The following is a 20,543-nucleotide window of genomic DNA, read 5'->3' as shown; positions in this document are numbered from 1 at the left end:
CGTTTTTAGGTATGTGCTCGCCACAATCGCGCGAAAAACGACATGCGTTCAGCGCTCCTTGCCGGCCTGGTGCATCGGCCAGGCCCGATAGTCGAACGGCACACGCCCTTCCTGGCGGTCCTTGCGCGGCGTCAGGCCGAAGCGTTCGCGGTAGATGCGGCTGAAGTGCGACTGATTGGGAAAGCCGGCCGCCACGCCGACCTTGGTCAGCGCCAGGTCGGTCTGGGTCACCAGCCCACGCGCGCGATCCAGGCGGATGTCGCGGTAGTAGAGGGCCGGCGTCTTGTGCACCACCTGGCGAAACAGCCGGTCCAGCTGGCGTTGCGAGATGCCCACTCGTTCGCAGATTTGCGGAATGCTGATGACCTCTTCGAGGTGCGTCTCCATGAGTTTGATCGCCTGCTTCACCACCAGCGGAATGGTATGGCCAAGCGGTTGCTGCGCTTCAGGGTTCTGCTGCGTGCTGCCGGGCCGGAACTGCTGGTGGAAGACGTAGCGCGCCGCCTCGTTGGCCAGGGTCTCGCCGTGCAGGTTGCGGATCAGTTGCAAGGCGGTGTCCGTAGCGGCCGCGCCGCCGCAGCAGGTGATACGGTTCTGGTCGAAGACGTAAAGGTCCTCGACGATGGTGACATCCGGGTACAGCTCGATCAGCGCATCGATGTGCTCGTAGTGCCCGGTGGCCTTGCGCCCGGCGAGCAGGCCCGCCTCGGCCAGCAGGAAGGTGCCGGTGTCCAACCCGGCGAGCATGCAACCCTTGCTTGCCCAGGTACGCAGCAGGCCCTGCAGGTAGGGGCTATGGTGCTGCTCGGGCGACCAACTACACGACAGCATGACCAGATCCCAGGGCTGCTCGCGTAGGTTGGCCAGCGACTGGGTGAACAGGTCCATGCCGTTGGAGGCGCGGATGCCACCGCCCTCTACCGAGGCGAATTCCCAGTGGAAACGGCTCTCTCCCGCCAGGTAGTTGGCAGCGCGGAAAGGGTCGACGAACGCCGTGGTGGCTGCGGCATTGAAGTACGGGAAGACGATGACCAGGAAACGGAACACGCGCACCTCGATCGGTTGGCGGAGTGCCGACATGATACGCCGCTTGCGCCCCCTGTAGGAGCGGTTCAGCGTTGCACCACCCGCAGCGAGGTCAGTACCTGGTCACCGCCTCCCGGAATCATGATCTTGCCCTTCTGCTCCAGCGTCTCGGAGTCGTACACCGCGATATCGTCCACCGTGCCACCGATGTACAGCTCCTTGCCATCGGTGGAGACGTTGACGTTGTAGTAGGTATGGTCGAGGTCGATGCGCTTGATCAGCTTGCCGGTGTCCACATCGGTCTTGGTCAGCTGGGTATACACGGTATAGGCCTCGTTGCGCCGCACCGGGTTGATCGCCGTGCTGAACAGCACCACCGACGCATCCTCGAATTCGTGGAAGCGCACCGTGTCCTTGGCCAGGTCCAGCGCCCAGACCCCGGCCTTCTGCACGGTCTTGCCATCCGCCCCGGTATGGTTGATGTAGTACGGGGTGGCGTATTCCCCCGACTGCTCGAACTGCGGCCAGATCGCCAGGGTATCGGGCTCGCCGTACCCAGGGCGCTTCCAGCTGCGCCACGGGTGCTCGCCGATCTGCTTGCCGGTCTTGGGATCGAGCACCAGCATCTCCCAGCTGAAGGCATACAGCCGCGAGGCATCCGGCGAATAGATCAGGGTGGTCACCCGCCGTGGTACCTGCAACTTGCGCACCGGCTCGGCCTTCAGCCCGCTGGCGGTGTCATACACCGCCACGTAGGAGTCCTGCACATGGTATTCACCCGGCAGCATCTGGGTCGGATTGACGAACACCACCAGCTCCTTGCCATCAGGGCTGACATCGATGGCGTAAGGTGCCTTGGCGCGGATACCGGGCGACGACAGCTCGGCGCGGAATACCTCCTTGCCGGTTTCCAGGTCTATTCCCGACACCGTCTCCCAACGGTTGTGGATGACGTAGGCGACCTTGCCGTCCTTCGATACGGCCAACGCGCCGGGGCTGTTGCCCATCGAGGTGTTGGGAATGTGGAAAGTCTTGACCACCTTTCGCTCGGCGGCATCGGCGACGATGACCAGGTTGGGCCTGGCTGCGGTCACCAGGTAGTCTTTGGCCACGGCCGATTGGCTCAGCAGGGCCAACCCCAGGCAAACAAAGCCCAGCAGTGCTTGCAATGTCTTGTGATCGTTCATGAGATCGCTCCGCTCGGGCGTTATTTGGGGAAGACCGCCTTGAGATTGGCCCAGTCGTTCGGCGCGGAGTCTTGCCCCTCGCTCCACTGCGGGTAGGTATGCATCGAGTCCGGCACCTGGGCTGGCCACCAGCACGGGTCGGAGCAGCCGTACAGGTCGGCCTCCATCGGTTGGCACAGGCCGGCGACGCCAAGGAACGGGTCGACCTCCCAACCGGGGTCGAAGGTGGTCGAACAGCCGACCACCGCCGACATCGCCACGACCTCGTCGGCCGCCCCCTGCTCCACGGCCACCTCGACCTGGTGCGCCTTCATGTTCATCGGTTTCATATGGTTCATGGCTGGGCACTCCGGTTGCTCAGGTGGGTCTGGAAGAAGCGCGGGTTCTTCTGCAGGATCTCCATGTAGATCGCAATGCCGAAATCGACCCACTCGCGCATCAGGTCGCAGTAGTGGTAGGTCGGTGAGTGCGGGTCGCCGAAGCGGGCGTAGGACTCGTGGTAACAACCGCCGACACAGAGGTTGCGGATCTGGCAGGTAGAACAGCCCTTGCCGGTGCGCTGGGTGGCGTCTTCGAGGAAGCTGCCGAGCGCCTGCTTGGCGATGCCGTCGTCGACATTGCCGAACAACGGCATGTCGGAACCGGTGAAGCGATGGCACAGGTTCAGGTCGCCCTTGTGATCGACCGCCAGCAAGCCCACTCCCGCCCCGCAAGGCAAGGCCTTCTTGCGCCCCTCGTAGAGGTCGCTCATCAGCTGGTGCATGTTGGAAAAGCCATTGTTGCGTCCAGCCAGGGCCGCGTCGCGGTAGGCCAGCCCCAGAGTCTTCATGCTGTCGAACACCTGGCGCAGTTCGTCCGCCTGCAAGTTGAAGGCCGTGACTGCCCCCGAAGTGGCCGGCGCCACGCCGACCTCGGCAAAGCCCAGGTCGTCCTTGAGGTGCGCATGGATGGCCAGCACATCGGTGAAGCCCGAGGTCAGCGTAACGCGCACGCCAACCGGCTTGGAGCGGTAGCGTTCGAGCAGCATCCGCGACTTGGCCGCGACCACGGCGTAGGTGCCCTGGCCGCTGACCGTGATGCGCCGACGATCGTGCACCGCCTGCGGCCCGTCCATGCTGATGGAGATGCCGAAGCGGTGGCGATCGAGGTAGTCGACGATCTCTTCGGTGAGCATGGTGGCGTTGGTGGTCATCGAGAAGTCGACCTGCTTGCCCAGCTCGCGGCAACGCCCCTCAGCATACTCGACCACCTGCTTGATCAGCGGCAGGTTGGTCAGCGGCTCGCCGCCGAAGAAGATCACATTGATGCGGGCATGCATGGCGCCCTCGGCCAGCAACAGTTCGATGCTCTTGCGCGCCGTGTCGAAGGTCATTCGCCGGCCCTTGGTGGGCACGTCGAGGTCTTCCTTGTAGCAGTAGGTGCAGCTCAGGTTGCAGCCGGTGTTGACGTTCAGCACCACCGTGCTGATGGGGAACTCGGTGATGCGCACGTCCATCCCCGCGTCGGGCTGGCCCGGTGCCTCGCCGAGGATCGACAGCTCGCGAAAGTTCTCCAGGGTCTGCGCGAGGTCGGCGGGCTGCACCGAGCCGTTGAAGGTTGCCTGCAGGCCGGCGAAGGATATCTCCTCGTGGGTCTTCAGGTAGTCGATCAGCTCACCCCCCACCTCGTCCAGCTCGAACAGGCCGCTGGACGGGATATGGAACAGCACATGCCGATCACCGAGTTTGACATCGTGAAAACTGAAGCGATTGACGAATAGATTGCCCATGGCGTGCTCCTCGATGATTCAGCGAACGGGTGGGTCGTTCCAGCGCTGCACGGTGACGACAAGAGGCTTGCTGGCCTGCACCTTGCGCTCGCCGTCCTGCACCACCGCGGTGACCTCGAGGTCGCCGGCGTTGTTGGTGTGGAACTTGCGCTGCGGGTTGGGTCCCGCCTCGCCCGGCACGAACAGGCCGTTGGCGTCGAGCTTGCCGGCGAAGTGCACGTCGTTCATCGACACGGCATAGGGGGTGGCGTTGTCCACCGACCAGGTGGCCGGCATGTAGCCCAGGCGGATGTCATCGTCGGTGCCAGGCTTACCGTCCGGGCCGTAGGCGTAGGCGACCGACTCGAACTGCACCGGTACCTTGGGCATGGCGCCCTGGTTGGCGCCGACGCGAGCCATCGCCTGCCCAGGCTCGATGACGATGAAGTCGACGGTCTGGTACAACGCCAGGCCAGCCGCCAGCTTCGCACTGCCAACACGCACTGCGCGCGCACCGGCCTCGGCCCCCCGGGCGGCAGTCGCCTCGACCACCACCTTGTCCGCCGTGCTTTCCAGCACCTTGGCGCTGATGCCATCGCCCAGCGCGACCTCTCCCTTGAGGTTGCTGCCGTAGAGCGTGACCTTCTGCGTGGTACCGGCCTTGATGGCGGCAGGTTGCACGGCCAGCAGACGCGCCATGCTGCCGGCATCGGCCCGCACCGCCTCGAGGGTGCCACCGATCGAGTCGATTCCAGGCTGGAACCAGCGCCCCTTGAGGGTCTGGCCGTCGGCGGTCAGGGCGAATACCTGCTGGATCTCCTGGCCACCCTGGCGCACGGTCGCCCGCCATTCGTAGCCGGTAAACAGCACGGCCTTGCCTTCGGCGGTCTCCTGCTGGCCATTGGCATAGTTCATCTGCATCGAAACCTTGAAGTGGTCGGTGCCATCGGCGGCCACCGTCGCCACCCCCTCATAAAAGCCCCAGCCCGGGCGGTGGCCGGTGATCCGCCAGCTTCCGGTCGGCGCCACGACCTGGTGCTTGAGCCAGTCGCTCCAGGCCTCGGACTCGAACGCATAGCGCGAACCCAGCCGCTTGGGAATCTGCTGCGAGGCGATTTCCCACCAGTTGCGGTCGCGGCCGGCCTGCTGGATCTCGATGGTCGGGAACTGGCCGACGTGGAAGTTGGCCAGCTTGCGCCAGTCGTCTTCGGTGCGCCGCTGCAGGGCGATGCGTCCGTACGAATGGCAGCGGGCGCAGGTCTGCGCCACCAGCTTGTCGTCAGGAGTCTCGACGCGGGTGAAGTCACGTCCCAGCAGGTAGCGCCGAGGAGCGGACTCCTCGGGTGCCAGGCCATGGCTGTCGGCGAGGTACTTGACCAAGGTCAGGCGCTCGTTCGCGGTCAAGGTCAGGCCATGGGCGGCAATCATCCTGCCGATGGTCATGTCCCAACCCTCAGGGCTGCGGCGTGACTGATCGATGCGGTTGAGGCCGCCGCCTTCGACCGGCAGGTGGCAGGCGCCGCACTTGGTCGTGAGCAACGCCCTGGCATCGGCCGGGGGATCGGCGGCCGGGTCGGCCTGGGCAAGCAAGGGGGCTAGAGCGACGGCGAGTGACAGCGCCAACGGGCGCGCGGGGGTAGGAAATGCACGGGATAAGCGCATTCGTGGGCTCCCTGTTTTCTTGTGTTTTGATTCAGGCTGCCCAAAGGCTATGTCGGCGGCGCCAAGGGCCGTATCGAGAATCGGCAAGGGGCGGCGTTCGCCTATCAAGAATCGGCAAGCCGTGGCCGGGTTCGACAGACAGAGCTTGTGCGGTTATCTTTTTTTACAAAATACTTTTCCTGGGCGCGGAGCCGCCGTAAGGCCCTTGAAGGATCAGGCAACGCGGACTGCGGGCCCAGCACAACAACAAGAACAATCAGTTGTCCGTGAGGTAGCTATGCGCGCTAGCAATGAGCAATGCCGTGTGGAGGCAACCGCCGTGCCCTCCTTCATCTCCCATGAACTGACTGACGTATTGCTGCAAGCCTCGGCACTCCCGAAATGGAACCAGGAGTACGTGCAAATCAGCGAGGGGGCCTTCTCCGGCACCCTGCAGGACCTCTCGCTAGGGCCCATCCAGCTGTTTCGCGAATCGATGGACAAGGCCGTCGACCAGCACGGCCTGCCCTGGCCGGACAGCTTCGCCATCGGCGTCGCCAACGAAATGTACGGCGACGGTTTCTGGTGCGGCGACAAGCTCGAGCCAGATTCGGTGTTGTTCCTCAAGCCCAATTCCGAACTGAAGTTCCGCACGCCTGCCCGCTCCGATATCTTCGTGGCGGTGATCGACATGCAGTTGCTCAGCGAGTACGCCGAGACCGTGGGCGAGCTGGACGCTGCCAGGATCACCGCGATCAGCGGCGCCAGTGCAGCGTCCCATGAGTTGTGCAGCGCCTTTCGGGCGAACATGGGGCTGCTGTTCGGCGGCGTGAGTGCCAACCCGCAGGCACTCCAGCACGACCTGTTCCGCCGTAACCTGCTGAGCGAAACCCTGAACATCATCTGCGCCGGTCTCACCCACTTGAGCAGCGCCAGACCGCACAACCCCGGGCAGTTGGTGCACCGGCACATCGTCGAGAAGGCCCGCGAGTTCATCCTGGCCCGGCATACCCTGCCGCCGACGGTGCTGGAAGTCTGCAAGCAGCTGCGGATCAGCCGACGCACGCTGCACTATGCGTTCAACAAGGTGCTGGGCATCAGCCCGATCAGCTACCTGCGCTACATCCGCCTGCACGGCGCGCGGCAGATGTTGCTGGCCTGCGCCCCCGGGGCCCAGCCGATCTTCGAGATCGCCGCGCACTGGGGCTTCTACCACTCGGGCATGTTCGGCAGCTACTACAAGCAGCTGTTCGGCGAAACGCCCACGGCGACCTTGTCCAGAAGGCCGGCCCGACACTGATCCCACCCTCCGCCAAGCGGCATGCCAAGCCTGCATGGCGGCATGCCGTCGCGCCTGCGCGAGCCTTGAAACAGCACGTCGATGACGCATCGAGGCATGTCGTGAATAGCCATTCGCGACAAGGTAGAACGATCATTGTACCTGCCACTTTACACAGGTAGAACGATCGCTCTACCATCGACACATGGACGCTCGCCAGCCGACGTCCGCCCGATGGCGTTGCATTCGACCGAGACCTCCCATGTCCGATACCCGAGAAAAGATTGCCAGTGATCTGGAACGCAGCTTCTCCGAGCAGGGCTTTGCCGAACAGGGCGTCGAAGCCCTGCGAGCCGAAGCCGATGTCTCGCTGCGCACCCTCTATAAATACTTTCCCAGCCGCGAGGCGATGATCGTCGGCGCCCTGGAATACCGTCACCGCACCTACTTCGAATGGCTCGCCGGCGGCCCCGGCGAGGGCATCGAGCACGTGCTCTACCCTCTCGAACGCCTGGACCAGTGGCTGGCCGAGGTGGCCAACAGCGGCTGCCTGTTCATGACCGCCCTGGCCGAATACCCCGAAAGCCAGGCTATCACCGAGGTGGTCAAGGCACACAAGGCGCAGTTGGCCGATGAGTTCAGGGTGCGTCTGCAGCGTATCGCGCCAGGGCGCGATATCCAGCAACTGGCCGATACCCTGTTCCTGCTGCACGAAGGCATGACCCAGACCGCCCGCCTGCAAGGCCGCGAAAAAGCCACCAACGCTGCGATCCGCGCTGCACGTGCTGCGCTGCTCGCGGAGAACATCATCTGACAAGCACGTGAGCTGGAGACAACAACAAATGAAGATCCGCGAAATTCACATCTACGCCCACGACCTCCCGGTGAAGAACCCGCCGCGTGTGATGTCGAGCGGCACCGTCTGGTCGCTGGACACCACACTGGTGCGCATCGTCTCGGAAGATGGCCTGGAAGGCTGGGGCGAGACCTGCCCGGTCGGCTCGACCTATGCCGAAGCCTATGCCAACGGCGCCCGCGCAGCGCTGGTCGAAATGGCCCCGGACCTGATCGGCAGCGACCTGTGGCCGGTTGCGCTGCACCGACGCATGGACTCGCTGCTCAACGGCCACCATTACGCCAAGGCCGCCATCGACATCGCTGCCCACGACCTGATCGGCAAGAAACTCGGCGTGCGCGTGGCCGACCTGCTGGGCGGTGCACTGACCGAGACCGTGCCCACCTACTACTCCACCGGCGTCGGCGAACCTGACGAGATCGCCCGTATCGCCAAGGAGCGCTTGGCCCAGGGCTACCCGCGCATCCAGGTGAAACTGGGCGGGCGCAGCGTCGAAGCGGATATCGAGACCCTGCACAAGGTCTGGGAAGTCATCCGCGGCTCGGGCATGCGCCTGGCGGCCGACGGCAACCGTGGCTGGAACACCCGCGACGTAATCCGCTTGAGCCGTGAATGCCCGCACATCCCGCTGATACTCGAGCAGCCGTGCAACAGCATCGAAGAGCTCGCGGTGCTGCGCAACGTAGTCCAGCACCCGATCTACATGGACGAGAATGGCGTCAACCTGAGCACCGTCATCACCGCTGCCGGTACTGGCCTGGTGGATGGTTTCGGCATGAAGGTGACGCGCATCGGCGGCCTGCACCCGATGCGCACCTTCCGCGACATCTGCGCCGCACGCAACCTGCCGCACACCAGCGACGACGCCTGGGGTGGTGACATCATCGCCGCTGCCTGCGTGCACCTGGGCGCGACGGTGCGACCGGACCTCAACGAAGGTGCCTGGATCGCCGCGCCCTACATCGAAGGCAACTACGACGCACGCAACGGCCTGCACATCGACAACGGCCACATCGCGCTGCCGCAAGGGCCTGGCCTGGGTATCGAACCGGACCGCGAACAGTTCGGCGCAGCGCTGGCGAGTTTCTGAAGCGCCATGACATTTGGTTATCAGAGTCGCCCATAAAAAGTTGATTTCGTTGAAACCGGGCTAACTCTAGACTGGCTTCCACAACGTTATTCATTAATTGCACGTCGCGCACGGCCACCTGCTCAAGTTGGCCTTGCGCCGGTCTTCGCTCGCGCGCATGAAAGCGGCCAAGTTACATCGAGTTGTTTCAGGAGTATCAATAAAAATGCATAACATCAGCGCTGGATTAGACTTGATCAAACAACGCAGGCCGCAACACGGGCTGCCCGGTGCGGCGTACAGGGATACCGCGCTCTATCAACTCGAACTGGAACATATCTGGTACCAGGAGTGGATCTTCGCCGGGCATACATTCGAAATGGAAAAGCCCGGTGAATACCTGACCCTGCAAATCGGCGAATATCCCGTGGTGGTAGTGCGTGGCAAGGACGGCGCTGTCCGCGCCTTCCATAACGCCTGTCGCCACCGCGGTTCGAAAGTGTGCACCGAGGCCAAGGGCAAAGTGGCCAAGCTGGTCTGCCCGTATCACAAATGGACCTTCGAGCTCGACGGCAAGCTGCTGTATGCCGGCAACATGGGCGCGGAATTCGACCCGAGCCAACACAACCTGACACCGCTGCACTGCGAAGTGGTGCACAGCTATATCTATGTCTGCGTGGCCAAGGTGGCGCCAGACTTCGAGAAGTTTCGCAGCGCCGTTTCCCCGTTCATCGGTCCGCATTACCTGGAAGACTGCAAGGTGGCCTTCGAGTCCAACCTGGTGGAGAAAGGCAACTGGAAGCTGGTGTTCGAGAACAACCGCGAGTGCTACCACTGCGACGGTACCCACCCGGAGCTGCTGTGCAGCTACACCGAGCTGGCTTCGGTACGCGGTGGCGACGAAGCCGAGGATCCGCTGTTCGCCGAGTACTGCAATACCCTGGAGGCCGCAGGCCTCGCCAGCCGCCAGGTGATGGACCCGAACGGCCAGTTCCGCATGACCCGCATTCCGCTCAACCCCGGCGCCAGCAGCTATACCCTCGACGGCAAGCCGGCCGTGACCCGGCGCCTGGACCGCAGCGGGGTGGAGAACATCGGCGCCCTGCTGTACTTCAAATACCCCTCGACCTGGAACCACTTCCTCGGCGACCACGCCCTGAGTTTTCGCGTGCTGCCGGCAGGCCCGGGCGAAACCGTGGTCACTACCAAGTGGCTGGTGCCCAAGGATGCCCAGGAAGGCGTCGACTACGACATCGACCGTCTGACCAAGGTGTGGATGGCCACCAACGACCAGGACCGGCGCCTGGTCGAAGGCACCCAGGTCGGCGTCACCTCGCCGGCCTACGTACCCGGCCCCTACTCTTCGATCATCGAGACCGGTGTGTGCCAGTTCGTCGACTGGTACTGCGAGCTGATGACCCGGCGGCTGAACGAATCGGCGGCCAGGCGCATCGTCTGATGCCTTTCGCGAAGGGCTTGTCCCTTCGCAGCCTCCGCCCCCGCCGTCGAAATTCCCCAGTCCTTGCGCTGCGCGCCACGGAACGACCATGCACACCGTGAACACCTGCTTCAATGAAAAGTTCGAAGGGCGAAACCTGCGGTTTCTCGAACGGAAAGTGGCGCGCAAGACGTCGACCATCGGTTTCCTGCTGCTGGACAATTTCTCCTTGCCCTGTTTCACCCAGGCCCTGGATGCATTGGCCACGGCCAACCTGATCCGCCCGGGTTCGGTACGCACCCACACCTTCAGCCACACCGGCGCCGAAGTGACGAGCGACCTCGCCATCCCCATCAGGCCCGATACCCCGCTGACGGATATCCGTGTCGCGCAGATCGACCTGATGGTGGTCTGCGGCGGCCTGCGCACGCCGCGCGTTGCGCCGGCCTGGTTGAATACCCTGCTGCGCAACCTGGCTACCGCGCCCATGGCCCTCGGCGGCTTGTGGAATGGCGCCTGGTACATCGGCCATGCCGGCCTGCTCGACGGCTATCGCTGTGCCATCCACCCCGAGCAACGCCGGGCCCTGGCCGAGCATGTGCCAAACGCTGTGGTCAGCCAGGACAGCGTGGTGATCGACCGCACCCGGCTGAGCGCCGCCACCCCGGCAGGCGCGTTCCAGGTGATGATCGAATGGTTGCGCGAGCGCTGTGACCCGACCCTGGCACAGGCCGTGGTCGACCTGCTCGACTACGACCAGTCGCGCTTCCAGAGCGCGACCAAGACCCGCCACCCGAACATGACCAAGCCCCTGCGCGAAATCATTCGCCTGATGGAATCCAACCTGGAAGAGCCGCTGGACATCCAGCAGATGGCGCAGTGTGTCGGCCTGTCGCCACGCCAGATACAACGGTTGTTCCGCGACCAGACCGGAGCCACGCCGCAGCAGTACTACCTGCAACTTCGCATTACCGAGGCGCGCCGCCTGCTGCAACACACGGCACTGTCGGTCATGGAAGTTGGCCTGGCCTGTGGTTTCGTTGCCGCCACGCACTTCAGCCGTACCTACAGCAAGTTCTTCGGCCGGCCGCCTTCGAAAGAAACCCGCTACGAAGTCTGAACAATCGCCACGGCGAGAACGTGCCGTTTGCCTGCGCCGTCATTTCCCGAATTCCAACCAACCGCCACTTCCACGGCTTGAATGGGAGGTCGTTTTCCACTGCCTGGGCAAGACCCATCACCCAACAACAAGGTTGGTCGCGTACGCCAGGCTACTCGCACATTGAAACTGCCCTGAATTAAACACGGAGACAACAATGACAAATCCTTTAATCACGGTCGAAGATGTACCCCTCAACAAGTTTCACCAGACACTGACCCTGCGTTCGGGCGGTGGAGGCTTTGCCGACGGTTATGTGCTGTGCGTGATAGGTGTCGCCCTGGCGCAGATTTCCTCGGCGCTGCACCTCGACGCCTTCTGGGAAGGCATGATCGCCGCTTCCTCGCTGATCGGCGTGTTCTTCGGCGGCTTTCTCGGTGGCTGGCTCACCGACCGCCTGGGGCGGCGCAAGGTGTACTTCCTCGGGCCGCTGCTGTTCATCGTCGCCTCGTTGGCGCATCTGTGGGCGGATTCGGCGGTGGCCATGTTCCTGCTGCGCCTGCTGATCGGCATTGGCGTGGGCATCGAGTACCCGGTGGCCACTTCGATGCTGGTCGAGTTCATGCCGCGCAAGTACCGCGGCTCGCGCCTGGCCATGCTGACCCTGTTGTGGTTCGCCGGCGCCGCGTGCGCTTATCTGGTCGGCGAGGTGATGCTGCGAACCCTGGGCAGCGACGCCTGGCCGCTGGTGCTGGCCAGCGCTGCCGTGGTCGGCCTGTTCCTGCTGGTGGTACGCCTCGGCTCGCCGGAGTCGGCACGCTGGCTGCTGAGCAAAGGCCGCGACGCAGAGGCCGAGGCGGTGATCAAGGCGGTCTATGGCGATGACTTCGGCTTGGGTAACCTGGCGCAGGAAACGACCGGCCCCAGCCTCGGCTTCTCCAGCCTGCTGCACTCAGGCTACGGCAAACGCATGTTGTTCGTCCTGACCTTCTGGACCTGCGCCATCGTGCCGATCTTCGCCGTCTACTCGTTCGCGCCCAAGGTCCTGGCCGCGCTCAACCTCACGGGTGACCTCGCCTCGCTGGGCTCGGCCCTGATCACCTTCCTGTTCTTCGCCGGCTGTACCATCGCCACGCGGATCATCAACCGCATCGACCGGCGCAGCATGCTCGGCTACAGCTTCCTGCTGTCGGCCATCGCCCTGCTCGGGCTGGGCTACTTCCACGACCAGTCGGGCGCGCTGACCCTCGCCCTGTTCGCTGCCTACGCACTGTTCACCGGCGGTGCGCAGGTGCTGATCCTGGTCTACCCCAACGAAATCTTCCCCACCGAGCTAAGGACCTTCGCCGTGGGCTTCGGCACCTCGATCTCGCGCATCGGTGCGGCGGTGGGCACCTACTTCGTGCCGGTGTCACTGTCGCAGATGGGCATCGCCCAGACCCTGTATGTAGCCGCCGGCATCTGCATCGTCGGTTTGCTGGTGTCGATGATGCTAGCCCCGGAAACCCGCACGCTGAACCTGCAACAAGCGGCATCGCTGGGCTGATGCCCCTCTTCCAAACAAATTGGGGGCGCAATGCGCCCCATACCGCTTCAACTGACTGGCACCAGCCCTTGCCGGCTACTCATCCCCCGCCCGAAGCTCCTTGAACTTCATGTTGGCCTTGGCCCCCAGGGTGAGGAACGGCTGCGGCGGTAACTGCCTGGGCTTGTCGAACCCGGTGAAGATGTCCAGCAGTTCACTGTTCACCCCGAGCGCCTGGTCGGCTGCCGCGATACCGGCGGCACTCGACTTCGACGCTCCCAGGCCATTGCAACCACAGGCCGAGAAGACGCCACGCTCGACCTCGCCAAAGGCCGGCACGCTGTTCCAGGTCAATGCCATCGGCCCGCCCCAGCGATATTCCATGCCCAGCCCCTTGAGCCCCGGGAAACGGGTGAGAAACTTGCCGTCATGCACCCGCCCGGCACGGTTCACCTGGCCATCGCCGATGGTCAGGCTCGGGTTGTAGCTGTAGCGCCAGCGCACCAGGATGCGGTCGCCATCACCATCACGGATGCGGCGCACCGTGGTACCCATGGGCAAGGCCGGCGTGGCCGCCCAGGTGCGCTGCCCTGGCAGGCGCCGGGGGTCGAAGCGCTCGGTCAGCGAAGCGTAGGTGAACACGTGCAGCAGCTTGCCCTTGAAGAAACCGAAGCTCTGCGCGTGGCCATTGTTGGCAAGGATGATCCTGCCGGCGCTGACCACACCCTTCGGGGTCTTGATCACCCAGTCAGCGCCCACCTGCCTGAACGACAGTGCCGGGGTCTGTTCATACACCCGCACCGGCTCGCCCAGCGCATCGGCAAAGCGCCGCACGTAGGCCGCCGGTTGGATCATCACAGTGCCCGGCATGAACATGCCCGAGGTGTAGGCCGGGCTGCCGGTGATCTCGGCGATCTGCCGGGTGTCGAGCAATTGATGACGCTCGCCCAGCGCATCGAGCTGCTTGCCGTAGGCCAGGATATGCGCATCGCCCTGGGCGCCGCGGGCCACGCTGTAGCGCCCGCAGGGGTCGAACACGTCCCTGCCCCAGCCATGCAGTTCGGCCATTTCCCGGCCCAGTTCGATGGCCGTGCGGTACATCGTGATGTCGCGCTTGGCGCGGTCGAGCGAACCACCACCCAGGCCTTCGGCGGACACCTCGTGCGGCAGGTCGATGATAAAACCCGAATTGCGCCCGGAAGCGCCTTCGCCTACCACGCCAGCCTCCAGCACTACGACCTTCAGCCTCGGATCGCGGCGAACCAGCTGGCGCGCCGCGGACAAGCCCGCGAAACCGCCGCCGATGATCGCCACATCGGCAGTGACCGCCTCGTTCAGCGCGGCCCTGGGGATCCGCTGTGGCAGCATCTCGACCCATCCGCAACTGCCGTTGTTGCCAGGTATTTTCGAAGCAACGTACATGGCCAATGCTCCAACCGGTCAACGAGTCGAGGCTTCACGTTCGATCAACGGTGCCAACGCTTCACGCAGGGCGCCAAGCTTGTCTTCGGCCAGGCGCGCCAACGGGCGACGCGGATGGCCGGCGTCGAAGCCCATGATCTGCGCGCCGGCGTACACCGATTGCACGTAGTCGCCCTGCCAGATCAGCGACATCACCGGCGCCAGGCTCTTCCAGATCTGCTGTACCTCGGCCCACTGCCCTTCGCTGGCTGCATTGGCCAGTGCCACGCAGGTTTTCGGCGCCAGGTTCGCGCCGCCCCAGATCAGCCCCGCCGCACCGGCGAACAGCGCGTACGGCACCAGCGGGTCGGCGCCGTTCATGGTCGGCAAGCCAGTGCGCGACAGCGACGCCTGGGCCGCCAGGTCACCGCTGCTGTCCTTGACCGAGACGAAGTTGGGGATCTGGCTCAGTTGCTTGAACAGGCTCGGGGTGACCTCCACGCCGACCGCCTGCGGCACGTTGTAGCCGATGATCGGCAAACCGGCTTCGGACACGCTCGCATAGAAATCGATGATGCTCTGGTCATCGGTCGGGCCTTCGAAGAACGGCGGCAGCACCATCACGCCATCGGCGCCGCAGTCCTTGGCGTGACGAGTTCGCTCCACCACCTCCTCGACCAGCAACGCCGAGGTCTGGGCGATCACCCGGGCGCGGCCATTGATGACCTTGGCACCGAACGCCACCAGTTGCTTGGACTCGTCCTTGCTCAGGTACACATGCATCCCGGTTCCGGAACTGAGCACGAAGCCCTGCACGCCGGCGGCGATGTAGCGCTCGATCAAGCTTTCGAACCGGTCGTAGTCGATCTTGCCGTGCGCGTCGAAGGGGGTGGTGATGGCCAGGTTCACGCCGGAAAACTTGAATGCAGACATTAGGCAACTCCTTATTGTTTTTGGCAGGCAGGTTCCTGCCAAGGCATTGAGCGTTCAGGGCTCCATGCAAAAGCCTAAGGTCTGGTCCGGTAGGGTTACAGCGACATTTCCGGGACGCTACAGATGATTTTCGGTTATGCCAGCGACGGCGGGCATAACCTGCGGATCGGTGTCTACCCGGCATCACCCCGCCGGTATCTGCTCCAGCCAATACGCCACATCCACCTCGTCGATCTGCTCGGGCCGCAGGTAGCGCTCGCCGTACTGACGATAAACGCCGCTGCTTAGGAAGAACCGCAGCAACTGCCCATCGATGTGGTTGTCACGGGCCATGTACACCATGATCTTCACCGATTCGGACAGGGTTTTCGGCGGCTTGTACGGGCGGTCGGCGGCGGTCAACGCCTCGAAGATATCGGCAATGGCCATGACCCGCTCGGGCAGGCTCAGCGCGTCGCGGCCCAGGCGACGCGGGTAGCCGGTGCCGTCCATCTTCTCGTGGTGATGGCCAGCGATCGCGGGCACGCGCCTGAGGTGACGCGGGAACGGCAGCGACTCGAGCATGATGATGGTCTGGACGATGTGCTCGTTGATCTTGAAACGCTCTTCGTCGGTGAGCGTGCCGCGTCGAATCGACAGGTTGTACAGCTCGCCCAGGTTGCTGGCATCCTCTGGCAGGCGCATGTCGAAACCCCAGACGTTGCGCGGATCGTCGCGCACTACCGGCGGTTTGCGCGGCCCCCATGGCAGGCGGTGCTCGGGGCGGTCGGCGAGCAGTCGCTCGGGCGCAGGCAGCACCTCGGCAGGCACGCCGGTAAAACGTTCCTGTTCGTCGCGGGAAATACCCAGCCGGTTGTCGAAATAACGCTGCCAGGGGCGCTGGCCGATGCGTTGCAAGCGCTCGATGTCTTCTTCCTGCATGAACTCGCCACCGATGTTGGCCTTGGCGACGAAGGCGAACTCCTCCTGCAATTCGGCCCTGGTGCGCTCGAGTGCCTGCTGCAACGCCTGCCCCTCGGCACCCTCGGCCAGCGCTCGCCAGTAGGCCAGCTCGGCATCGCGCCAGAGCACCTCGAAACGGGTACGGATCTCATGAATGCGGTTGTACAAGGTTTCCAGCTTGGTAGCCTTGTCTACCACGTACTCTGGGCTGGTGACCTTGCCGCAGTCGTGCAGCCAGGCCGCCACCCTGAACTCGTACTGTTCGGCGTCGTTCATGGTGAAGTCGGCGTAGGGCCCGCTGTTGGCCCGCACGGCCCGGTCCAGCAGCATCTGCGCCAGCTCCGGGACCCGTTCGCAGTGGCCGCCGGTGTAGGGGCTCTTGGCGTCGATGGCGTCGGCCAGCAACTTGATCATGGCATCGAGCAGGCGCTGCTGCGCCTCGATCAACTGCCGCGTTTCGATGGCCACTGCTGCCGCACCGGACAGCTCGTACACGAAGCGGCGGAACGGTTGCCCCACCTCCTCGCCGTTGGCGGGCTGCTCCAGTTGCAACACCAGAATGCCCAGCAACGCCTGCCCGCGGTCCGCCAGCGGTACGGCAAGACTGCCACCGGGAAGTGCCAGCGCCCGGGTGACGGCACTGGCCAGTTCGGCCTGTTGGTTCGCGTCGACCGCCACTTCGGCCGGGTAATCCGCCACGCCACAGGTGGCCGCCAGGCGCAGTCGGGCCTGGTCCTCATCGAACAGATAGATGCCGCCGGCCTTGACCCGCGCCGCCTCGACCAGATGGCTGAGCACGCCATCGAGCATGCGTTCGAGCTGGCTTTCCTGGCTGAGTGTGAGGGTGATCGCCTGCATGCTGCGGATGGTTCCCGACATGCGGCTGAGCACCTGGCTCAGTTCACGCACCTCGTTGACCCGCGACTGCACCCCGACCTCTCGACTGAAGTCGAACCCGGCCAAGCTGCGCACCTGGGCCGCCAGCGTGCGCAGCGGCTGGCCGATACGGCGCCCGAGCAACCCACCGAGCAGCAACAGCACGCCCATCAGCGCCACCGTCCACAACAGCTGCTCGAACAACACCTGGCGTGCGCCGGCCAACAGTTCCCGGGCCGGCACGGCGAGCAATACCTGCAGGTTATGCCCGGCCAGGTTCATCAATGGCACGCGGATGCCATACCACAGCTGGCCCTGCACCTCATACAGCTGCGGTTGCTTGCTCTCGGGCGGCGCCGCCTGGATCTGCGCCAGGCTCGGGATGCCCAGCTCGGCGACGCTCGACAGGCGTACATCCTCGCCTTCGCGCACGATCATTCGCTGCAGATCCGGGTAGGCGACGACCTGCCCCTGGTCATCGATCAAGGCAATCTCGGTGCCGGCGGTCATGCGCAGGTCGCGGCTCTCGGTGGCCAGGTCGTTGACCGAGACATCCATGCCGATCACCGACGCGCCATCGATGCTGCGCTGGGCCAGAGTCACCCCGACCTCGCGAGTGGTGAAGAAGACGTACGGCCGGGTCAGGACGATGGTGGAGCGCGCCGAGGCCGCCATGAACCAGGGTCGGTGGCGTGGATCGTAGTGGTAGTCCGGCTTGGGCTGGGCACGCAGCAAGTGCAGTGCATGGTCGTAGAAGCGCCACTCGCCATGCATCGCGCCGTCGTCACCGCGGGTGATGCTCTGCACCAGGTAAACGGTGCCCGCCGGGGCCTCGAACTGCTGCAGCAACTGCGGATCGCGCAGCCGCCGAACCAGGAAGAACTCGCCATTGGGCTGGCCGATGTAGGCCGAACTGACCATCTGGTTGGCCGCCAGGCTCTCGACCAGTTGCGGCAACCCTTCGAGGCGTTGTGCCAGGTTGCTGGCGGCGGGGTTGAAGGCCAGCATGCGGATGCTGCTCTGGGCCGGTTCGATCAGCCGCCGGGCGCGTTCGTCGATGGTCCTGGCCACTTGCTGGGCGGTATCGCCCGCAGCCGCGACCAGCGCCTGGCGCATGCCCTGGTAGCCCTGCCAGGCCAGCCCCGCGCCGAGCAGCAAGATGCCGAGCATGATGGCTAGCGCCACCACCAATTGCAGGGATATCCCGCGCCCAGGGTTGTTCATGGCTGCCGACTCCGCTTCGCGACGGCGAATAGTGGCACAGAGCTATTAATCACTCCAGCGCCACCCGCCCCCATTACGTCCTGGTCAATGCCTTCTGTAGGCATGCAGCTCTCACGTTAGCGCAGGGGCAGGCTTCGCGCTTGCAAGGCGAGCTTGAAGCTGCATATGAACAAATCTTCATATTCCCGGTGAGCGCCCTGTTCGCGGGCGCTCTGCGCTTGCTGGCCCCATGCCGTTCGATGCCTCGCCTTGAGGGGTGCCCCAGGGTTGCGTAGCATTCCCGGCCCCTGGGGCCGCTGGGCATCGTTCCTGCCCTGCCGATACCGCACAGAATTCCCATGCCGCAACCGATCCCCCTCAAGGACCATGAGAAAGAGAAGCACCTGGTCAACCGCCGCCTGCTGGCCTGCGCTGCCTTGGTGTTCAGCCTTGTCGCGATCCTGATTGGCCGTCTCTACGTCTTGCAGGTGGTGCAGCACGACCAGCAGTCCGCCGTGTCGGAAAACAACCGCGTGCACGTACTGCCCATCGCCCCCGAGCGCGGCCTGATCTACGACCGCAACGGCGTGGTGCTGGCCGACAACAAGCCCAGCTTCGACCTGACCATGACCCGCGAGCGCGCTGGCGACTCGGCCAAGGTGCTCGACACCCTCGCCCAGGTGCTTGGCCTGGGCGAGGATGACCGCAAGCAGTTCGACAAGGACCTGCGCCGCGGGCGCAAGCCCTTCGAGCCGGTGACCCTGATGGTGGGCCTGACCGAAGAGCAGATCGCCCTGGTGGCGGTGAACCAGTTCCGCCTGCCGGGCCTGGACGTCGAGCCGCAGTTCATCCGCGAATACCCGCTGGCCGAGCATTTCGCCCACTCGGTGGGCTACGTCGGGCGCATCAACGAAAAAGAAGCCAAGACCCTCGACAGCACCGAATACCGGGGTACCCAGTCCATTGGCAAGACCGGCATCGAACACTTCTACGAGAGCCAGTTGCACGGCCATGTCGGCTACGAGGAGGTCGAGACCAACGCCCAGGGCCGGGTGATGCGCGTGCTCAACCACCAGGCCCCGACCCCCGGCAAGGACATCGTGCTGAGCCTGGACAGTCACCTGCAACTGGCCGCCGAGAAGGCCCTGGGCGACCGCCGTGGCTCGGTGGTGGTGCTGGACCCGGCCAATGGCGACGTGCTGGCCATGGTCAGTAACCCGAGCTTCGACCCCAACCTGTTCGTCAAGGGCATCAGCTTCAAGCAGTACGCCGCGCTGCGCGACTCGATCGATCGGCCACTGTTCAACCGGGTACTGCGCGGGCTCTACGCACCGGGCTCGACGGTGAAGCCGGAGGTGGCCATCGCCGGCCTGGACAGCGGTGTGATCACGCCGGGCAGCCGGGTGTTCGACCCCGGCTACTACGAGCTGCCCAACTACGACCACAAGTACCGCAACTGGAACCGCAGCGGCGATGGCTGGGTGGACATGTACACCGCCATCATGCGTTCCAACGACACCTACTTCTACGACTTGGCGCACAAGCTGGGCATCGACCGCCTGCATGACTACATGGCCGAGTTCGGCCTGGGCCAGAAGGTCTCGCTGGACATGTTCGAGGAAGCCGCCGGGCTGATGCCGTCGGCCCAGTGGAAGCGCGCCACCCGCCGCCAGGCCTGGTTCCCGGGCGAGACCCTGATCCTCGGCATCGGCCAGGGCTACATGCAGGTCACACCGTTGCAGCTGGCCCAGGCCACCAGCCTGCTGGCGAGCAAGGGCGTGTGGCATCGCCCGCACCTGGCGATGACCGTGGGCGGCGAGACGCCGATCGACCCCAACCCGATGCCGGACATCGTGCTGCACGACAAACACGCCTGGGACCAGGTCAGCCAGGGCATGCAGATGGTCATGCACGACCCGCGCGGCATCGCCCGCGCCGCCGCTGCCGGCGCGCAGTACCGCATCGCCGGCAAGAGCGGCACGGCGCAGGTGGTGGCGATCAAGCAGGGTGAGCGCTACAACCGCAACAAGACCCTCGAGCGACATCGCGACAATGCCTTGTTCGTCGGTTTCGCCCCGGCCGATCACCCCAGCGTGGTGGTGGCGGTGATGATCGAGAACGGCGAGGCCGGTGGCCGCGTCGCCGGGCCGGTGGTGCGCGAAGTGATGGATGCCTACCTGCTGGATGACCAGGGGCACCTCAAGCCCGAGTATGCCGGGGTGGCGGCGGCCAAACCGGGGCCGCATTCGTAGGCATGATTGACCCTCGGACCAATCTGTAGGAGCGGGTTTACCCGCGAAGCGCCGCGCGGGCGGCGCTCG

At 64.5% G+C, this 20,543-nt stretch carries 15 protein-coding genes; 7 read left to right on the top strand and 8 right to left on the bottom strand.

The features are described from left to right. Window positions 1–48: 48 nt before the first annotated feature. From IAE37_RS21270 to peaA, 5 genes are read right to left on the bottom strand one after another with little or no spacing between them, the layout of a single operon-like run. A complete protein-coding gene (locus IAE37_RS21270) occupies window positions 49–1,080 on the bottom strand; it encodes a GlxA family transcriptional regulator (protein WP_201176683.1) in 1,032 nt (343 codons plus the stop codon). 32 nt (window positions 1,081–1,112) lie between these two features. Next, window positions 1,113–2,213 (bottom strand): quinohemoprotein amine dehydrogenase subunit beta, encoded by a 1,101-nt coding sequence (gene peaD, locus IAE37_RS21265; RefSeq protein ID WP_201176681.1) that lies wholly within the window; start codon window positions 2,211–2,213, stop codon window positions 1,113–1,115. A 20-nt stretch (window positions 2,214–2,233) separates the two neighbouring features. Next, window positions 2,234–2,551 (bottom strand): quinohemoprotein amine dehydrogenase subunit gamma, encoded by a 318-nt coding sequence (qhpC, locus tag IAE37_RS21260; RefSeq protein ID WP_201176678.1) that lies wholly within the window; start codon window positions 2,549–2,551, stop codon window positions 2,234–2,236. Then, the gene (gene peaB / locus IAE37_RS21255; RefSeq protein WP_201176676.1) at window positions 2,548–3,981 is read right to left on the bottom strand and encodes a quinohemoprotein amine dehydrogenase maturation protein; all 1,434 of its coding nucleotides are present in this window, start codon (window positions 3,979–3,981) and stop codon (window positions 2,548–2,550) included. Before peaB ends, qhpC begins: the two co-directional genes overlap by 4 nt. Before the next feature lie 18 nt (window positions 3,982–3,999). Continuing rightward, the gene (peaA, locus tag IAE37_RS21250) at window positions 4,000–5,622 is read right to left on the bottom strand and encodes a quinohemoprotein amine dehydrogenase subunit alpha (protein WP_201176666.1); all 1,623 of its coding nucleotides are present in this window, start codon (window positions 5,620–5,622) and stop codon (window positions 4,000–4,002) included. Between the two features lie 319 nt (window positions 5,623–5,941). Between peaA and IAE37_RS21245 the strand changes: the two genes are divergently transcribed. From IAE37_RS21245 to IAE37_RS21220, 6 genes are all read left to right on the top strand, one after another. After that, on the top strand, window positions 5,942–6,901 hold the full coding sequence (locus tag IAE37_RS21245; RefSeq protein ID WP_328822764.1) for a helix-turn-helix domain-containing protein: 960 nt from the start codon (window positions 5,942–5,944) through the stop codon (window positions 6,899–6,901). Between the two features lie 241 nt (window positions 6,902–7,142). Next, window positions 7,143–7,694, top strand: a complete 552-nt coding sequence (locus tag IAE37_RS21240) for a TetR/AcrR family transcriptional regulator (RefSeq protein ID WP_201176662.1) — start codon at window positions 7,143–7,145, stop codon at window positions 7,692–7,694. Window positions 7,695–7,722: 28 nt separating this feature from the next. Next, window positions 7,723–8,826 carry a mandelate racemase/muconate lactonizing enzyme family protein gene (locus tag IAE37_RS21235; protein ID WP_201176660.1) on the top strand — a complete coding sequence of 368 codons (1,104 nt, stop codon included), beginning with the start codon at window positions 7,723–7,725 and terminating at the stop codon, window positions 8,824–8,826. Between the two features lie 205 nt (window positions 8,827–9,031). Then, a complete protein-coding gene (locus IAE37_RS21230; protein ID WP_201176658.1) occupies window positions 9,032–10,264 on the top strand; it encodes an aromatic ring-hydroxylating oxygenase subunit alpha in 1,233 nt (410 codons plus the stop codon). Window positions 10,265–10,352: 88 nt separating this feature from the next. Then, window positions 10,353–11,363 carry a GlxA family transcriptional regulator gene (locus IAE37_RS21225; RefSeq protein ID WP_201176656.1) on the top strand — a complete coding sequence of 337 codons (1,011 nt, stop codon included), beginning with the start codon at window positions 10,353–10,355 and terminating at the stop codon, window positions 11,361–11,363. Between the two features lie 196 nt (window positions 11,364–11,559). Beyond that, window positions 11,560–12,888: an MFS transporter gene (locus tag IAE37_RS21220; protein ID WP_201176654.1), complete on the top strand. Its 1,329-nt coding sequence runs from the start codon at window positions 11,560–11,562 to the stop codon at window positions 12,886–12,888. A gap of 75 nt (window positions 12,889–12,963) precedes the next feature. Here IAE37_RS21220 and IAE37_RS21215 read toward each other — a convergent pair whose 3' ends face one another. The 3 genes from IAE37_RS21215 to IAE37_RS21205 all read right to left on the bottom strand — a co-directional run bounded on the left by IAE37_RS21215 (window position 12,964) and on the right by IAE37_RS21205 (window position 18,243). Beyond that, complete coding sequence (locus tag IAE37_RS21215) at window positions 12,964–14,289, bottom strand: NAD(P)/FAD-dependent oxidoreductase (protein ID WP_201176652.1); 1,326 nt, start codon at window positions 14,287–14,289, stop codon at window positions 12,964–12,966. 18 nt (window positions 14,290–14,307) lie between these two features. Further along, window positions 14,308–15,201 (bottom strand): dihydrodipicolinate synthase family protein, encoded by an 894-nt coding sequence (locus IAE37_RS21210; protein ID WP_201176650.1) that lies wholly within the window; start codon window positions 15,199–15,201, stop codon window positions 14,308–14,310. Window positions 15,202–15,384: 183 nt separating this feature from the next. Next, the gene (locus IAE37_RS21205; protein ID WP_201176648.1) at window positions 15,385–18,243 is read right to left on the bottom strand and encodes an HD domain-containing phosphohydrolase; all 2,859 of its coding nucleotides are present in this window, start codon (window positions 18,241–18,243) and stop codon (window positions 15,385–15,387) included. A gap of 338 nt (window positions 18,244–18,581) precedes the next feature. On the opposite strand from IAE37_RS21205, the gene mrdA reads away from it, so the two are divergent. Beyond that, window positions 18,582–20,474, top strand: coding sequence for a penicillin-binding protein 2 (gene mrdA / locus IAE37_RS21200; protein ID WP_201176646.1), 1,893 nt, complete (start codon window positions 18,582–18,584; stop codon window positions 20,472–20,474). Window positions 20,475–20,543: the final 69 nt, after the last annotated feature.

The organism is Pseudomonas sp. S31 (assembly GCF_016648105.1).
Classification (GTDB): Bacteria; Pseudomonadota; Gammaproteobacteria; order Pseudomonadales; family Pseudomonadaceae; genus Aquipseudomonas.
This window is presented reverse-complemented; position numbering and strand designations above follow the sequence as displayed.

Bases quoted from the DNA above. Each gene is read 5' to 3' on its own strand.
- IAE37_RS21270 (WP_201176683.1), bottom strand. From the start codon at position 1,080: ATGTCGGCACTCCGCCAACCGATCGAGGTGCGCGTGTTCCGTTTCCTG.
- peaD (WP_201176681.1), bottom strand. From the start codon at position 2,213: ATGAACGATCACAAGACATTGCAAGCACTGCTGGGCTTTGTTTGCCTG.
- qhpC (WP_201176678.1), bottom strand. From the start codon at position 2,551: ATGAACCATATGAAACCGATGAACATGAAGGCGCACCAGGTCGAGGTG.
- peaB (WP_201176676.1), bottom strand. From the start codon at position 3,981: ATGGGCAATCTATTCGTCAATCGCTTCAGTTTTCACGATGTCAAACTC.
- peaA (WP_201176666.1), bottom strand. From the start codon at position 5,622: ATGCGCTTATCCCGTGCATTTCCTACCCCCGCGCGCCCGTTGGCGCTG.
- IAE37_RS21240 (WP_201176662.1), top strand. From the start codon at position 7,143: ATGTCCGATACCCGAGAAAAGATTGCCAGTGATCTGGAACGCAGCTTC.
- IAE37_RS21235 (WP_201176660.1), top strand. From the start codon at position 7,723: ATGAAGATCCGCGAAATTCACATCTACGCCCACGACCTCCCGGTGAAG.
- IAE37_RS21230 (WP_201176658.1), top strand. From the start codon at position 9,032: ATGCATAACATCAGCGCTGGATTAGACTTGATCAAACAACGCAGGCCG.
- IAE37_RS21225 (WP_201176656.1), top strand. From the start codon at position 10,353: ATGCACACCGTGAACACCTGCTTCAATGAAAAGTTCGAAGGGCGAAAC.
- IAE37_RS21220 (WP_201176654.1), top strand. From the start codon at position 11,560: ATGACAAATCCTTTAATCACGGTCGAAGATGTACCCCTCAACAAGTTT.
- IAE37_RS21215 (WP_201176652.1), bottom strand. From the start codon at position 14,289: ATGTACGTTGCTTCGAAAATACCTGGCAACAACGGCAGTTGCGGATGG.
- IAE37_RS21210 (WP_201176650.1), bottom strand. From the start codon at position 15,201: ATGTCTGCATTCAAGTTTTCCGGCGTGAACCTGGCCATCACCACCCCC.
- IAE37_RS21205 (WP_201176648.1), bottom strand. From the start codon at position 18,243: ATGAACAACCCTGGGCGCGGGATATCCCTGCAATTGGTGGTGGCGCTA.
- mrdA (WP_201176646.1), top strand. From the start codon at position 18,582: ATGCCGCAACCGATCCCCCTCAAGGACCATGAGAAAGAGAAGCACCTG.